Origin of the sequence: Thermococcus sp. CX2, assembly GCF_012027555.1 — an archaeon.
Classification (GTDB): Archaea; Methanobacteriota_B; Thermococci; order Thermococcales; family Thermococcaceae; genus Thermococcus.
Map to the genome: position 1 here is coordinate 1 of NZ_SNUQ01000007.1, position 13,199 is coordinate 13,199.

The 13,199-nt window shown below is 54.1% G+C and carries 19 protein-coding genes; 8 read left to right on the forward strand and 11 right to left on the reverse strand.

All coding sequences use genetic code 11. From position 1 onward, the window contains the following. The 5 genes from E3E23_RS09470 to E3E23_RS09490 form a co-directional block, all read left to right on the forward strand. A partial coding sequence (locus E3E23_RS09470) for a biotin/lipoyl-containing protein (protein ID WP_167908039.1) occupies positions 1-127 on the forward strand: 127 nt, incomplete at its 5' end. Between the two features lie 6 nt (positions 128-133). Further along, positions 134-1,261, forward strand: coding sequence for a sodium ion-translocating decarboxylase subunit beta (locus E3E23_RS09475; RefSeq protein WP_167908287.1), 1,128 nt, complete (start codon positions 134-136; stop codon positions 1,259-1,261). Between the two features lie 82 nt (positions 1,262-1,343). Then, complete coding sequence (locus E3E23_RS09480) at positions 1,344-2,189, forward strand: CBS domain-containing protein (RefSeq protein WP_167908289.1); 846 nt, start codon at positions 1,344-1,346, stop codon at positions 2,187-2,189. Between the two features lie 37 nt (positions 2,190-2,226). Then, complete coding sequence (locus E3E23_RS09485) at positions 2,227-3,225, forward strand: homoserine dehydrogenase (RefSeq protein WP_167908291.1); 999 nt, start codon at positions 2,227-2,229, stop codon at positions 3,223-3,225. 78 nt (positions 3,226-3,303) lie between these two features. After that, positions 3,304-3,828 (forward strand): ASCH domain-containing protein, encoded by a 525-nt coding sequence (locus tag E3E23_RS09490; RefSeq protein WP_167908293.1) that lies wholly within the window; start codon positions 3,304-3,306, stop codon positions 3,826-3,828. Between the two features lie 9 nt (positions 3,829-3,837). Here E3E23_RS09490 and E3E23_RS09495 read toward each other — a convergent pair whose 3' ends face one another. From E3E23_RS09495 to E3E23_RS09535, 9 genes are all read right to left on the reverse strand, one after another. Further along, positions 3,838-4,473 (reverse strand): ZPR1 zinc finger domain-containing protein, encoded by a 636-nt coding sequence (locus E3E23_RS09495; protein ID WP_167908295.1) that lies wholly within the window; start codon positions 4,471-4,473, stop codon positions 3,838-3,840. A 69-nt stretch (positions 4,474-4,542) separates the two neighbouring features. Next, positions 4,543-4,941 carry a cell division protein SepF gene (locus E3E23_RS09500; protein ID WP_167908297.1) on the reverse strand — a complete coding sequence of 133 codons (399 nt, stop codon included), beginning with the start codon at positions 4,939-4,941 and terminating at the stop codon, positions 4,543-4,545. A 147-nt stretch (positions 4,942-5,088) separates the two neighbouring features. Beyond that, on the reverse strand, positions 5,089-5,289 hold the full coding sequence (locus E3E23_RS09505; protein ID WP_167908299.1) for a hypothetical protein: 201 nt from the start codon (positions 5,287-5,289) through the stop codon (positions 5,089-5,091). 238 nt (positions 5,290-5,527) lie between these two features. After that, the gene (gene rrp42 / locus E3E23_RS09510; RefSeq protein WP_167908301.1) at positions 5,528-6,337 is read right to left on the reverse strand and encodes an exosome complex protein Rrp42; all 810 of its coding nucleotides are present in this window, start codon (positions 6,335-6,337) and stop codon (positions 5,528-5,530) included. A gap of 1 nt (position 6,338) precedes the next feature. Continuing rightward, positions 6,339-7,088 carry an exosome complex exonuclease Rrp41 gene (gene rrp41, locus E3E23_RS09515; RefSeq protein WP_167908302.1) on the reverse strand — a complete coding sequence of 250 codons (750 nt, stop codon included), beginning with the start codon at positions 7,086-7,088 and terminating at the stop codon, positions 6,339-6,341. After that, positions 7,085-7,855: an exosome complex RNA-binding protein Rrp4 gene (gene rrp4, locus E3E23_RS09520; RefSeq protein WP_167908304.1), complete on the reverse strand. Its 771-nt coding sequence runs from the start codon at positions 7,853-7,855 to the stop codon at positions 7,085-7,087. Before rrp4 ends, rrp41 begins: the two co-directional genes overlap by 4 nt. Next, on the reverse strand, positions 7,852-8,562 hold the full coding sequence (locus E3E23_RS09525) for a ribosome assembly factor SBDS (RefSeq protein WP_167908305.1): 711 nt from the start codon (positions 8,560-8,562) through the stop codon (positions 7,852-7,854). Before E3E23_RS09525 ends, rrp4 begins: the two co-directional genes overlap by 4 nt. A gap of 10 nt (positions 8,563-8,572) precedes the next feature. Then, a complete protein-coding gene (psmA, locus tag E3E23_RS09530) occupies positions 8,573-9,355 on the reverse strand; it encodes an archaeal proteasome endopeptidase complex subunit alpha (RefSeq protein WP_167908306.1) in 783 nt (260 codons plus the stop codon). Between the two features lie 77 nt (positions 9,356-9,432). Beyond that, positions 9,433-9,654, reverse strand: coding sequence for a hypothetical protein (locus tag E3E23_RS09535; RefSeq protein ID WP_167908350.1), 222 nt, complete (start codon positions 9,652-9,654; stop codon positions 9,433-9,435). 55 nt (positions 9,655-9,709) lie between these two features. Between E3E23_RS09535 and E3E23_RS09540 the strand changes: the two genes are divergently transcribed. After that, positions 9,710-10,162, forward strand: coding sequence for an HIT family protein (locus E3E23_RS09540; protein ID WP_167908352.1), 453 nt, complete (start codon positions 9,710-9,712; stop codon positions 10,160-10,162). Here the strand turns inward: E3E23_RS09540 and E3E23_RS09545 are convergent. Together E3E23_RS09545 and E3E23_RS09550 are read right to left on the reverse strand one after the other, a co-directional pair. Then, positions 10,149-10,469: a nucleotide pyrophosphohydrolase gene (locus E3E23_RS09545; protein ID WP_167908307.1), complete on the reverse strand. Its 321-nt coding sequence runs from the start codon at positions 10,467-10,469 to the stop codon at positions 10,149-10,151. The genes E3E23_RS09540 and E3E23_RS09545 overlap by 14 nt on opposite strands. A 16-nt stretch (positions 10,470-10,485) precedes the next feature. After that, a complete protein-coding gene (locus tag E3E23_RS09550; RefSeq protein WP_167908308.1) occupies positions 10,486-10,773 on the reverse strand; it encodes a hypothetical protein in 288 nt (95 codons plus the stop codon). Between the two features lie 95 nt (positions 10,774-10,868). Between E3E23_RS09550 and E3E23_RS09555 the strand changes: the two genes are divergently transcribed. Both E3E23_RS09555 and iorA read left to right on the forward strand, forming a co-directional pair. Beyond that, complete coding sequence (locus E3E23_RS09555; protein ID WP_167908353.1) at positions 10,869-11,120, forward strand: hypothetical protein; 252 nt, start codon at positions 10,869-10,871, stop codon at positions 11,118-11,120. 155 nt (positions 11,121-11,275) lie between these two features. Next, positions 11,276-13,183 carry an indolepyruvate ferredoxin oxidoreductase subunit alpha gene (iorA, locus tag E3E23_RS09560; protein ID WP_167908309.1) on the forward strand — a complete coding sequence of 636 codons (1,908 nt, stop codon included), beginning with the start codon at positions 11,276-11,278 and terminating at the stop codon, positions 13,181-13,183. The last annotated feature ends 16 nt before the right edge of the window (positions 13,184-13,199 follow it).

The following is a 13,199-nucleotide window of genomic DNA, read 5'->3' on the forward strand; positions in this document are numbered from 1 at the left end:
ACTCGTCCTCGAGGCCATGAAAATGGAAAATGAAATCCCCGCGCCAAAGGACGGCGTAGTAAAGAAAATCCTCGTCAAAGAAGGCCAAACCGTCGACACAGGACAAGCACTCATAGAAATAGGGTGATGTGCAATGAGTGGACTGGAGCAGGCGATAATCGAGTTCATAGAGAGCATGGGGCTCTTCCACCTGACAATCGGGAACGTGATAATGATACTCGTCGGTCTCACCCTCGTGTATCTTGCCATACGCTACGAGATGGAGCCGCTGCTTCTCCTGCCGATAGGCATAAGCGCAGTCATTGTCAACCTGCCGCTCACTGGAATAGCTGAGGAACCTCACGGGCTGTTATATCTCATTCACCATTACCTCATAAGCACCGAGATAGTCCCGCTCCTGATATTCTTCGGGCTGGGAGCGATGACCGACTTCGGACCGATGATAGCAGACCCCAAGACGGCTCTGCTCGGTGCTGCTGCTCAGATAGGTGTGTTCATAGCGATGCTCAGTGCAGTTCTCCTCGGGTTCACCCTCCCTGAGGCGGCATCGATAGGAATCATCGGCGGTGCCGACGGGCCCACGACCATATACCTCACCACAAAGCTCGCACCACACCTCCTCGGTGCCACAGCTGTGGCTGCCTACTCCTACATGAGCCTGGTTCCGCTCATCCAGCCGCCGATAATCAAGGCCCTGACGAATAAGGAGGAAAGAAGAATCAGAATGGAGCAGCTCAGGCCGGTTTCAAAGAGAGAGAAGATAATGTTCCCCATTATCACAGCCATCGTCATCAGCCTCCTCGTCCCGAGCGCCGGGCCGCTGATAGGCATGCTCATGATAGGCAACCTCTTCAGGGAGAGCGGTGTCGTAGAGAGGCTCAGCAAAGCCGCCCAGGAGGAGCTGATGAACATAGTCACCATATTCCTCGGACTCGGCGTCGGTTCCACCATGAAGGCTGAGAGCTTCCTGACGATGCAGACCCTCATGATACTCGGCCTCGGTGTGGTTGCCTTCGCCTCAGCAACCGCAGGGGGAGTGCTCCTCGGAAAGCTCATGATGAAGCTCTCCGGCGGAAAGATAAACCCGATGATTGGAGCGGCTGGGGTTTCAGCAGTTCCGATGAGCGCAAGGGTCGTTCAGCGCTTGGCGAGCGAAGAGGACCCCGGTAACTTCATCCTCATGCATGCCATGGGTCCGAACGTTGCCGGAGTCATAGGCACGGCCGTTGCCGCAGGAGTTCTGCTCTCTGTCCTCGGATGACCTTTTCTTCAAATTTTTGACCGTCCTAATGAAAACCTTAAATAGTAGAAGGGTGCTTTAACTTAAAGCGGTGGTGAAGAAAATGCGCGTAAAAACTTTGATGACTCCTGACCCGGTGGTGATAGAACTTCCCGCAACGAGGGAATACGCTATTGATCTGTTTAGAAAGCATAAGGTCAGATCTTTTCCAGTCATTAACAAAAACACAAAGGCTCTTGTTGGAATAATAAGCATAAAGAGGGTTCTCCTCCACCCTGACGAGGAACAGTTAGCGATGCTCGTTAAGAGGGACGTGCCTACTGTCAAGCCAAACGACGACCTAAAGAAAGCAGTTCGCCTAATGGTCGAGTATGACTACAGGCGTGTCATAGTGGTCGACGAGGAGAACCATGTCCTCGGAATACTCACCGTTGGCGACATAGTGCGCAGATACCTCTCCAAGAACGAGAAGCTCAAGGAAACCACCATAGAGGACTACTACCAGAAGAACGTCGGCGTTGTCTGGCGTGGAACACCGCTCAAGGCAGCCCTCAAGGCACTCTTGCTATGCAACGCCATGGCTATACCAGTCATAGACGACGATGGCAACCTCGTGGGAATGGTTGACGAGACCGACCTCCTCAAGGACAGCGAGGTTGTAAGGGTCATGAAGAGCACGGCCCTGGCCGCTTCCAGCGAGGAGGACTGGATACTTGAGAGCCACCCCACGCTCCTCTTCGAGAAAGCCGAGCTCCAGCTGCCGAAGAAACCCGTTGAGGACATAATGAACCGCGAGGTGGTCATAGCGACGCCCCACATGAGCGTCTACGAAGTCGCCCAGAAGATGGTCCAGTACCACATCGAGCAGCTGCCCGTCATAAGAGGCGAGGGCGAGCTCGTTGGAATCGTCAGGGACATGGACATAATCAAGGTCATCCTCAACAAGTGAGCTCTTCTCTTTTCCCAACATCTTAGCGGGTGTTTCTATGGAAGTAAAGCTCTCCCTCTTCGGTTTTGGCAACGTTGGAAAGGCCGTCGCGAGGGTTCTTCTTGAGAAGGAAGCCTTCTTCCGCGAGCGCTATGGAGTCGAGTTCAAGGTGGTGAGCATAGCCGACACGAGCGGAACGGTGTGGCTCCCGGAGGGCATCGACCTGAGGGAAGCGCTCACCGTGAAGGAGACCTTCGGAAAGCTCTCGGCATGGACTAACGACTACGAGGTTTACAACTTCACACCGAAGGAGGCGGTTCAGGAGATAGACGCAGACATCGTTATCGACGTGACGAACGACAAGAACGCCCACGAGTGGCATCTAACCGCTTTAAGGGACGGAAAGGCCATCGTTACAAGCAACAAGCCGCCGCTGGCCTTCCACTACGCCGAGCTTAGGGAGGAGGCCGAAAAGAGGAACATCCCCTACCTCTTTGAGGCGACGGTGATGGCAGGAACGCCGATAATAACGCTCCTCCGCGAGGGACTGAGAGGAGACACCATTGAGAGAATTGAAGCCGTCCTCAACGCCATAACAACCTTCATCCTGAGCGAGATGGAGCACGGCCTTGACTTCGAGGATGCGCTCAGAAAGGCCCAGAAGCTGGGCATAGCGGAGCGTGATCCGAGCGGCGATATATTGGGCATCGACGCCGGCTATAAGGCGACCATCCTTCACTGCCTCTCCTTCGAGCCGATAACGTTTGATAGGGCGAGCGTTAAGGGCATCGTGGAGGTAACGCCCGGGGAGATCGAGAGGGCAGTGAAAAAGGGCAAGACTATAAGGCTCGTCGCGACTGTGGAAGAAGGAAAAGTTACCGTAGAGCCGAAGGAGGTGCCGAAGGCCTCGCCACTCGCAGTTGAGAGCCACGAGAACGCTGCGGTGATAAAAACTGATCTCCTCGGCGAGCTGGTGATAAAAGGCGCTGGAGCCGGACTGAAGGAAACCGCCAGCGGCGTGGTGAGCGATATAATCACCGCCGCACTGAGGCTTTAGGGGAGCTTTCAATCTTATGCTCAACCTCCCAACCCAAAGGGTTTTAACTCTTTTCTCCCCCACAATCTCGGTGAGCCCATGGAGCACGTGATAGCGCTCCACCAGGTCTACGCGGAGCTTATATTCAGGGGGCTTAAGACGGTCGAGCTGAGGAAGAGCAGAGCCTTCCAAGAAGGGGACCTGGTTTTCCTCTACGTGGCCAGGGGCAACCCCTATGAGCTTCGCGATACCCTCAGAAGGCTCGGCCTCCACGAGGAGCAGACGCTGACGAAGAGAGGCACTATAGCTGGAGGCTTCGAAGTGGGAGAGGTCATAAAGGCCGACCTCGATACGCTCTGGGAGATGACGAAAGACACAAGCGGCCTAACCCTCGTCCACGGCGAGAACGGGAAGAAGTGGCTCGGTGAATACATCAAGGACTACGGCTACGCCTTCACCATAGAGAGGCCATTCCTCTTCAAGGAGCCGATGAGCAGAGAAGAAATGAAGGAGCGCTACGGCATTCACGTGGAGGGCATAATCCACCTCTCCAGGAAAACGAGAAAGCCATGGGTAAAAGCCCTAATCGAGGACCTCCTGGCGAGGGAGGCGGTTTATCTGTAAAATGGAAAATCACTCGGGGTTTTCCTCGCCCCCTTCCGCCGTGGGATCATAGACAATGTATGGCCCGGTGCTGAGCTTCTTAATTTCCTCCTGGGTCAAAAGCCTGCTCTTGACCTTTTCCCCTATGAGCGCGCTGTTCCCAAAGGGATCCATGATCTTGACGGTGAGAGGCTTTTTACCGTTCTTGACTTCCTCAATGTACTGGAGTATCTCGTCGGCCCTCTTCACCGCCTCCTCGTCACCTTCCTGCTTCCTGAAGTCCCTCGCCATGAGGAGGGTCTCCCTCACCCTCTCAAGGACGCCCTCGACGTTGCTGACAAAGCCTTCCGCGGCCGGGCCGGGCTCTATCTTGACGCCTATCTCGTCGAGCTCTATGGTCCCGCTCTTGCTCCTGACGACGCGCGTGAAGAGGTCCTTCTCGTTCTCCACCTTCACAGTGTAGAGCTTCGGCGGCCTGTCCTCGAGTATCATAACGTCGGCGTTTCTGTAGCCGCAGCGCTCGCAGATTATCGTCGACTCCATGACCTTGCCGAAGTAAGGGATCTCATGAACGTACTGCAGGGCCTTGAGGGTGCCCTTGCCCCCACAGATCGGGCAATCTCCGAGACGAATCTCCTGAATCTCTCCCTCAGGCTTCTCACTCATCTCACACCACCGAAGAATAGAACCCCTAAGCCCTTTATAAAATCATGGTATGGGAAAAAGAAAACCCCGTCACTTGGCTATCTTTATGTCTGCAGGGGTTAAAATGAGCTTTATCTCGTGCTTGCAGATTTTAGCAGCCTGACCGCCGAGGGCACTCACCATGCCCTTTATCTGCTCCGCGACCTTTTCGAGAACCTCCGGCTTGACCTCAAGTGGGGTGAGGTCAACGAGGATTATGTTGCCGTTCTGGAGCTCCTCTGAAATCCTCTCAAGGTCGGCGTAGCTGGTGACGACTATCTTCTTGAGGTACCTTATCTGTGGCTTGACTATCTCCTTAGCAAGAACATCCTCCTCAAGAGGTACGACATCTATGTCACGCCTAACGCCAGCAACCTCCTTCTTGACCGCGACGGGCGGCTTCCTCTTGACCTTTTCGTCCTTCTTTTTAATGCTGTCAAACAAACCCATAACCGTTCCCCCCAGTTAATCATAAGGCTGGATTAATTTGGGACATTGGTGTTTATATCTCTTTCTGAAACTCGCCTGACCCCCCTCTTGCCGCAGGCGATAGAGGCCAAAGCTACGAGGGAAAAACTTTCACAAGAAAAAAGCAATCTAAACTAAGAGAAAATCTTTTCGGATCCTAAAGAGCAGTGAATTCATGAAGCAGGCCACATTTTTCACCCTCCTCTGCGTTGGCAGGTTCTTTTTCCCGCACTCGGAAATAGATGGGGATTTTCCAGCCAGTTTTACCAGTTGCTTACAGCCTATTTCATCATAACACTCGGGATAGTTTTCAGTTATGAGCTCCTCCATGACTTATTCTCATCTAGGAGAGACGAATTTTCGAGGGCGACTCAAAAGGAGAAATGGGAACTGAATATCAGGCTACTTTGCGTTCCTCTTGGCAACCCCTCGGGATGAAAAACTGACGCTCATAATTGCGCGGATACTCGGGATAATGTCTGCATACATATTCACAAAGCTTAGGATGAGGGAATTCCAGTAGGCAAAAGTAAGCACCAACGGGCACCAAAGGACAAAAGAAAAAGGCTCACTCGGCCTTAACGGCCTCGAGAACCTTCTCCCTTATCTCGGCGGCCTTCTTGAGGGCAACATCTACGGCATACATTACCTCCTCGAGCTTAAAGGAACCGCCCTCGCTCTTCTGCACGGAGGAAATCATGCCGTTCTCGTCGGTGGTTATGGTTATCCTGCCATCCATGACGCGCTCCTCGTCGAGGTTCGGGTCAACGAGGATGTTCTGCCCTATCTTGGCGAGGGTTACTGGAATCGGTATCTTGCTGACGGGCAGGGGCTCGTACTCGTCGAGTATCTGCACCTCCCCACTCTCCTCGTCATAGACGACCTTTGGCATCTTGGCGCTGAGCAGGGCGGCGATGGCACCGATGCCGCTCGCGTCCAGCAAGTTGCCGTCGTGGTCGAGCACGTGCACGTCTATGAAGACGACGCGGACGAGCTTGCCAGGAACTATGACGAGCTTTTCGAGTTCAACCGCTCCGCTCTCCCTTATGCCCCTGTCGACAACCCTTGCGAGCTCGATGGCTCTCTCGTCTGGCGGGCCGGGCTCGAAGCTCGGCGAAGCGAGTGGAACGAGCTCGACGTTGGTGGTTATGACTCCCTTTTCAGGGAGGTCAGGGAACGGTTCGCCCATGTCTATCTTGATTCCGACGAGAACCTGGGTGTTGCCCAGCTTTACCCAGGCGGAGCCTTCCGCCTTCTCGATGACGTTTACCTTTATCTCAAGGTCACGGTAGTCCTCCAGCGAGCGGCCGTCGACGCGCTTGCCCTCCTTGAGGAGCGCTAAGATGTGGTCCCTCATTATCGAGGCCATGACTTCCATCTCACTCACCTCCACCGACCTCCTCTGCTATCCTGAGATACTTCTCCTTCAGTGCCTCCCTCTGCTTCTGGTAGACGGCCTTTGCACCCTTTATGGCCAGCCTTACCGCTTCCACAAACTCGTCCTTGGTAAGGTAGCCGTCCATCTGGAGGAGTGTTATGTCGTTCTTGAGGGGCATTATGGCCACTGGCACATCTGCCTCACCGTAGTTGTCCTCCTCCTTGTTGAGGTCGAGCACTATCTCACCCTCTATCTTTCCGGCAGCACAGGCGGCGACGAGGTCCCTCATTGGTATGCCTGCATCGGCGAGGGCAAGAGAAGCGGCGGTAATTCCAGCCACCCTAGTTCCCGCATCCGCCTGGAGAACCTCGATGAATATATCCACCGCAGTCCTCGGGAACATCTCGAGGATTAAAGCCGGCTCAAGGGCTCCGCGTATGACCTTGCTTATCTCGACGCTCCTCCTGTCAGGCCCGGGCTTCTTCCTCTCCTCGACGCTGAAGGGAGCCATGTTGTAGCGGACGCGAAGAATAGCCCTGTCCGGCCTCTGGAGGTGCTTTGGATGAATCTCTCTCGGACCGTACACGGCAGCAAGAATCTTGTTCTTACCCCATTCAACGTAGGCCGAACCGTCGGCGTTCTTAAGCACGCCGACCTCCATCTTAATCGGTCTGAGTTCGTACTTCTTTCTTCCGTCTACCCTTCTGCCGTTTTCATCTATGAGCTTCAAATCCTCAGGCTTGCCCATCATTCTTCTTCACCCTCTCCTGTCTTGAGTTCCTCAATCTGGGGTATCTCCTCAATAACACCCTGCTCCTTTAGCTCCATGAGCCTCGACTGGAGGAACTCCTTGACCCTGTCGGTGAGCCCCTGGGTGTGGCTCTCCCTGTCCACCTTGAGGATGGCCTCTATGGCGAGCTTTTCGAGCTCCTCGTTCCTTCCGCTGACCCACACCCATCCGTTCTGACCGACGATTATCCTCGTACCTGTCAGCTTCTTGATGAGGTTTATCATCGAACCGCCCTTTCCTATAAGCCTCGGAACCTTAGAGGGCGTTATCTCGACTATCTGGCCGCCCCTAAGCGGCCCACCCTTGAAGGGCATTCCCTTTGTGGTTAGGTCTATCTGGTTTATCTCGTTGTAGGCCTTTATTTTGGCGTAGATTATGTCGCCTATATCGAATATCTTCCTGAGATCCGTCTTGAGGATGTCGATTCTCTCCTCCACGGCATCCTGAACGCGGAGGCTCGCCTGATACGGCGCACCAATATCAACCGTCCAGTTGGAGAACTTCACGTCTATTATCTTGCCGATGACGTTGTCGCCGACTTCTGGAATGTAGGGCCCCTCGAGTGGGATTACCCTTATGGAGTCGTTCCTTATCTCAACGAGTCCTACAACAGTCGAGTAAATCCTGTTTCCTTCCCTGAAGGTTCCTCTACCGCTCTTAAACGGCCCCTGTGCCAAGAGCGTTCCTGGAACCACTAATTCCCTATTTTTTACAAAAATCCTCCTCATAGTCCCTTCCTCTCTATAAGTTTAGTTATAGCATTGCCCTTTGTAAGGGCGTTCAGCTTTTCATAAAATTCCTCCTCAACCCCACCGGGAATCTCAATGAGGAACATCCACGAACCGTCGCTGGCCCACTCCTCGCGCTTTATGGTTCCGAACTTCCTGACTTCACCGTAGGCCTTGCCGACGTAGTCCCCTGGTATCTTAACCGCGATGACCTTCATCTCCATCTTGAGCGGCAGAATCGGTCTTATTGCCTTGATGATGTTGGGAACCTGAGCCTCTGCGTCCTTGAAGAGGTCCACGTGGACACCGGCTTCCTCCATCGCACGTAGAATCCTGTCTACGGGATGGGGAAAACCAGTCCTTGGATCAACGGCATGCCTGTGGATTATCGTCGCTATATAGCGCCTCTTCTCTTCGAGCATCTGGCGCCTCTGCTCAGCGGTGAGCTGGACATCCCCTTTACGGAGGATTACCTTGGCTACCTCGTAGGGGTCGCTGGTGCCGAATATCTTCTCCATCTCGTGCTCACTCGCTTTGTCGCCCTTGTGGGCGTCCTTAAAAACGTAGGGTGTGGCAAGGATTTCCTCTATGGGAACGTCCTTGCCTTCCTTGAAGTCCCTCGCTAAGTAGGGGTCGACGAGTATCTCGAAGATCTCGCCGTGGGTCTTCAATCGCGCTATCACTGCCTTGTCAACGCTGATGGGCATCGCCCTCACCTCAGTAGTTGCTGTCGAGCTCCGAGTAATCCTCTTCCTTTTCCTCGACTTCCTCCTCCTTGATCTCCTCAAGGATTTCGTCGAGGTACTTGGAGACTTCGTCCTTGTCGAGCTTCTTCCAGCGCTTGTCTTCCATGGTTATGTAAGCAACCTCTATGCTGTCTGGGGTTGGCTCCTCGAGGGTCTTCGCGAGGGCGAGGATGGCGAGCTTTACCGCTCCTTCCATGTCGAGGTCGTCGCTGTAGTGCTCCTCGAAGATGGCCATTGCCGTGTTCCTGCCGCTGCCTATGGCAACGGCCTTCCACTCGAAGTAGGCACCACTCGGATCGGTTTCAAAAAGCTCGGGCTTTTCATTAACCCCCGCCATAAGGAGGGCGGCACCGAATGGCCTCACACCGCCGTACTGGGTGTGGGCCTGCTTGAGGTCACATATCTTCTTCACCAGAACGGTAAGCGGGACTGGTTCGCCGTACGTCAGTCTGTAGACCTGAGCCTCCACGCGAGCCCTATCAACGAGAACCCTCGCGTCAGCTATTATACCGCTAGGAGCTGCCGCGATGTGGTCGTCTATCTGGAATATCTTCTCGTAGCTGCTCGGCTCTATGAGCTTGCTGGTAATCCTTTTTTCAACGGCCAGAACGACACCATCCTTCCACTTGACACCGACCGCGGTGGCTCCTCTCTTAACTGCCTCCCTCGCATAGTTCACCTGGAAAAGCCTTCCGTCAGGGCTGAAAACGGTAATAGCCCTGTCGTAGCCTGCCTGCGGTGGCACAAACGCCATTTTACATCACCTCTATGGATTATCGCAATACCTTCCACTCTCTTGGGATAATTCTCGAACCGCCTAATTAAGCTTTTCTATTCTCCCCTAAGAGCCATAACCGCCATCTTTCTGGCGATCCTCTTTGCCATCTCCAGCGGGATGAAGGCAAACAGGAAGACAACGACTGCCAAGGCCAACGAAGCCGACCTGCCGAGGGGCTGGAGTATCATGAGCGCGAACGCCACGAGCATCAGCCCGAGTCCCGTGGCGAGGAACTTTTGATATGTCTTCTTTAAAGCATCGAGCCTCTCGTCCATCTCATCCACCGAGGGGTTTTTATTCCAAGGTGGTTTTAAGCCTTTGGTGTTAGGCATGGACTGTCCCTTCTGCAACCCCCAGGAGGAATTGATACTCTACGAAGACGGGCTAATCAGAATCCTGATTGACTCGTATCCAGCAAACAGGGGGCATCTCCTAGTGGTTCCAAGGAGGCACGTCGAGCGCTGGGAAGACCTGACAGAAGAAGAGAAGGCCGCACTGGTCAGGGGCATAGACCTCGCGATGGAGAGGCTGAAGAAGGCACTCAAGCCTGATGCGTTCAACATTGGCATTAACCTTGGGAGGGCAGCGGGGCAGACGGTTCCCCACCTTCACATGCACGTGATTCCAAGATGGGAGGGCGACTGCAACTTCCCGAGGGGCGGAGTGAGAAAAGCAGTCCTGGATCTGAAGGACGAGAATCTCAGCCTGAAGGAACGCTGGGAGAGGAACAGACTGAGCAGGGAAGAATTAGGAAAGCTTAGGGAAGCCTTCAATCACCCCTAACCGGATACTTCTCCTCGTTCTTTCTTAGCTTTCTCTCAACTGCCTCGTCGAGGTCTATCTCAAGCTCGTGGGCAAGAAGGGTAAGGTAGATTATCACATCGGCTATCTCGTCCGCGACGGCTTCCTTTGCCTCCTGGTCTTTCACGTAGTTCATAATATCCTCGTCGGTCTCCCACTGGAAGTGCTCCAAAAGTTCGCCGAGCTCAACCGCTGCCGAGATGGCGAGGTTTTTCGGGGTGTGGTACCTTTTCCAGTCCCTTGCATCTCTGAAAGCCACAACCTTTCTCTCCAGCTCCCTGAAGTCCATAAAACCCACCACGAGGTCAATACAGATGCGCGTCCACCTTCTGCAGGAGCTCAAGCAGCTCGACGAGCCTCTCGATTTCCTCCTTTGAGAAGTGCTCCTCGGCCTCGTCCTCCGGGTCGAATTTGCTCAGATACTCCCTGACCTTCTCAAGGTCCCCCAAATCCTCCTCAAGCTCCAGGGCGCGCTGAGTGAACTCATAGCTCGTGTGCGGGCTCTCAAAGGATCTCTGCTGGTTCGCTACGAGGGCTATCTTGACGTTGGCAATGGTCTCATCAAGCAGTTCGATAAGTTCGCGTATCTTCATGATTCATCCCAAGGTTAATTGGCTTGAGAGTATTTAAACCCCTATCGGCGAAAGATTTTTATCCTTGGACGTAAAAAGTGTTTCTGGTGGTGATAATGGACTTCGACCTCTTCATGGAAAGGTACGGCTACAAAATCCTCTTCGCCCTCTTCGGTCTGGTTCTGCTGGCAATCTTCGGAACCCTCGGCCTCTACGCCTACACAGTCTTTAAACTGTTCGGCTTCTTTGCTGGGGGACTGCTGCTACTCTTAGGGATTGTCTACGCATTCACCGCCGGCAGAAGGATACTTGACGCCCAGGCCAAGGCGCACGCAAAGTACTTCTATGACGACAGGAGGAGGCGCTAAGGAGGGAAATAGATCCCGACCTTTTCATGGAGAAGTACTGATACAAACTTCCGACGGGCAAAACGCCAGAAATTCCGAAAATCCTTCGGTTTTATCCCTTCCTTTTCTGAGCATAGAGTTTTAACCATCTTCACCAATGACCTACGGTGATTACCGTGGAACAAGTTAAAGCTTACCCTTCTGATTCCGCTAAGTTTAACGTTCCAAGGCGCGAGAAAAAGCTTCTCATGGGCAATGAAGCCATAGCATATGGGGCTTTGGAGAGCGGAGTAAGCTTTGCCACCGGTTATCCTGGAACACCCTCTACCGAGGTCATAGAGACCATAGCCAGGCTAAAGCCGGAGGTCTTCGCCGAGTGGGCGCCCAACGAGAAGGTCGCCCTGGAGGAGGCCGCCGGGGTTGCGTACACCGGCCTAAGGGCGCTCGTAACTATGAAGTGCGTTGGCCTAAACGTCGCCGCCGACCCGCTGATGAGCCTGGCCTATTCGGGCGTTGAAGGTGGCTTAGTTATTCTCGTCGCGGACGACCCGGGACCGCATACCAGCCAGACGGAGCAGGATGACCGGTATTACGGAAAGCTCTCGCTTCTCCCGGTTCTTGAGCCTGCCGATCCTCAAGAGGCCCACGATTTAATCATCTACGCCTACGAGCTGAGTGAGCGCTATAAAGTCCCTGTCATCTTCAGAACGACCACGAGGGTGAACCACACGACGGCCAATGTCGAGGTTGGAGAATTTGTGGAGCTGAACAGGGAGCCCAAGTTCAAGAAGGACATAGAACGCTATGTAAGGGCAAGCATGGATGGCAACAGGAGGAGGCACAAGTGGCTCAACGAGACGCTGAGAAAGATTGAGGAGGAATTCAACTCGATGCCCTTCAACTGGGTCGAGGGCGAGGGAAGGATTGGAATAATCGTCGAAGGAGCGCCCTACAACTACGTGAGGGAGGTTCTCCCAAAGCTCGACGGCGACTTCAAGGTTCTAAAGCTCTCCACTCCCCACCCGCTGCCGAGGAAGCTCGTGGTTGATTTCCTCAAGACGGTTGATTTCGCCATAGTCATAGAGGACGGCGCTCCCTTCCTCGAGGAGGGGGTCAAAATAGCGGCCTACGAAGCTGGTCTCAACGTTCCCATCTACGGCAAGAGGACCGGCCACTTACCCCTTGAAGGTGAGCTCAACCCAAGCCTCGTCAGAAACGCTCTGCTAAGGCTCCTGGGCAGGGAAGCTGAGGAATACACCAAGCCCGAGGAAGTGGCCTACGCGGAAAGCCTCGCCCCCAAGAGGCCACCGGTGATGTGCCCTGGCTGTCCTCACAGGGGCTCATACAGGGCAGCTTTAGACGCTCTAAGGGACCTCAAGCTGGGCCGCTACTCGGTTCCAATACATGGTGACATAGGCTGCTACGCCCTCTCGCTCCTCCCGCCGCTCGAGGCCATCTGGACAGAGTTCGTGATGGGTGCGAGCATAAGCTTAGCCAACGGCCAGAGCATAGCCATGAAGAAAAAGATAATCGCCACGATAGGAGACTCGACCTTCTTCCACAACGGAATCCAGCCGCTGGTTGATGCTGTCTACAAGAACCTAGACGTCCTGGTCATGATACTCGACAACAGGACAACGGCAATGACCGGCCACCAGCCGCATCCGGGAACGGGGGGAAGCGAGACTGGGAGGAAGTTCAAAGAGGTAGACATAGAAGCCCTTGTCAAGGCGCTTGGAGTCCAGTACGTTAAGACCGTAGATCCCTACGACCTGAAGGCAACGAGAGAGGCCATAAAGGAGGCCATGCAGGTTAAAGGGCCGGCCGTGATAATAGCCAGGCGGGAGTGCGTCATCCCTGTGATAAGGCGCGGTGAGATAGGCGAAATTCCCGTAGTTGTGGAGGACAAGTGCACTGGCTGCAAGGCATGCATACTCCTGACGGGCTGTCCAGCTCTGGTCTACGACCCAGAGACTAACAAGGTGGAAATCGACGAGCTCCTCTGTACCGGCTGTGGAGTCTGCAACCAGCTCTGTCCGTTCGACGCGATAAAGTTCCCGAGTGAGCTGGAGAGAAAAAGTTGAAACCTCTCTAATCCCT

Bases quoted from the DNA above. Each gene is read 5' to 3' on its own strand.
- E3E23_RS09475 (WP_167908287.1), top strand. From the start codon at position 134: ATGAGTGGACTGGAGCAGGCGATAATCGAGTTCATAGAGAGCATGGGG.
- E3E23_RS09480 (WP_167908289.1), top strand. From the start codon at position 1,344: ATGCGCGTAAAAACTTTGATGACTCCTGACCCGGTGGTGATAGAACTT.
- E3E23_RS09485 (WP_167908291.1), top strand. From the start codon at position 2,227: ATGGAAGTAAAGCTCTCCCTCTTCGGTTTTGGCAACGTTGGAAAGGCC.
- E3E23_RS09490 (WP_167908293.1), top strand. From the start codon at position 3,304: ATGGAGCACGTGATAGCGCTCCACCAGGTCTACGCGGAGCTTATATTC.
- E3E23_RS09495 (WP_167908295.1), bottom strand. From the start codon at position 4,473: ATGAGTGAGAAGCCTGAGGGAGAGATTCAGGAGATTCGTCTCGGAGAT.
- E3E23_RS09500 (WP_167908297.1), bottom strand. From the start codon at position 4,941: ATGGGTTTGTTTGACAGCATTAAAAAGAAGGACGAAAAGGTCAAGAGG.
- E3E23_RS09505 (WP_167908299.1), bottom strand. From the start codon at position 5,289: ATGGAGGAGCTCATAACTGAAAACTATCCCGAGTGTTATGATGAAATA.
- rrp42 (WP_167908301.1), bottom strand. From the start codon at position 6,337: ATGGAAGTCATGGCCTCGATAATGAGGGACCACATCTTAGCGCTCCTC.
- rrp41 (WP_167908302.1), bottom strand. From the start codon at position 7,088: ATGATGGGCAAGCCTGAGGATTTGAAGCTCATAGATGAAAACGGCAGA.
- rrp4 (WP_167908304.1), bottom strand. From the start codon at position 7,855: ATGAGGAGGATTTTTGTAAAAAATAGGGAATTAGTGGTTCCAGGAACG.
- E3E23_RS09525 (WP_167908305.1), bottom strand. From the start codon at position 8,562: ATGCCCATCAGCGTTGACAAGGCAGTGATAGCGCGATTGAAGACCCAC.
- psmA (WP_167908306.1), bottom strand. From the start codon at position 9,355: ATGGCGTTTGTGCCACCGCAGGCAGGCTACGACAGGGCTATTACCGTT.
- E3E23_RS09535 (WP_167908350.1), bottom strand. From the start codon at position 9,654: ATGGACGAGAGGCTCGATGCTTTAAAGAAGACATATCAAAAGTTCCTC.
- E3E23_RS09540 (WP_167908352.1), top strand. From the start codon at position 9,710: ATGGACTGTCCCTTCTGCAACCCCCAGGAGGAATTGATACTCTACGAA.
- E3E23_RS09545 (WP_167908307.1), bottom strand. From the start codon at position 10,469: ATGGACTTCAGGGAGCTGGAGAGAAAGGTTGTGGCTTTCAGAGATGCA.
- E3E23_RS09550 (WP_167908308.1), bottom strand. From the start codon at position 10,773: ATGAAGATACGCGAACTTATCGAACTGCTTGATGAGACCATTGCCAAC.
- E3E23_RS09555 (WP_167908353.1), top strand. From the start codon at position 10,869: ATGGACTTCGACCTCTTCATGGAAAGGTACGGCTACAAAATCCTCTTC.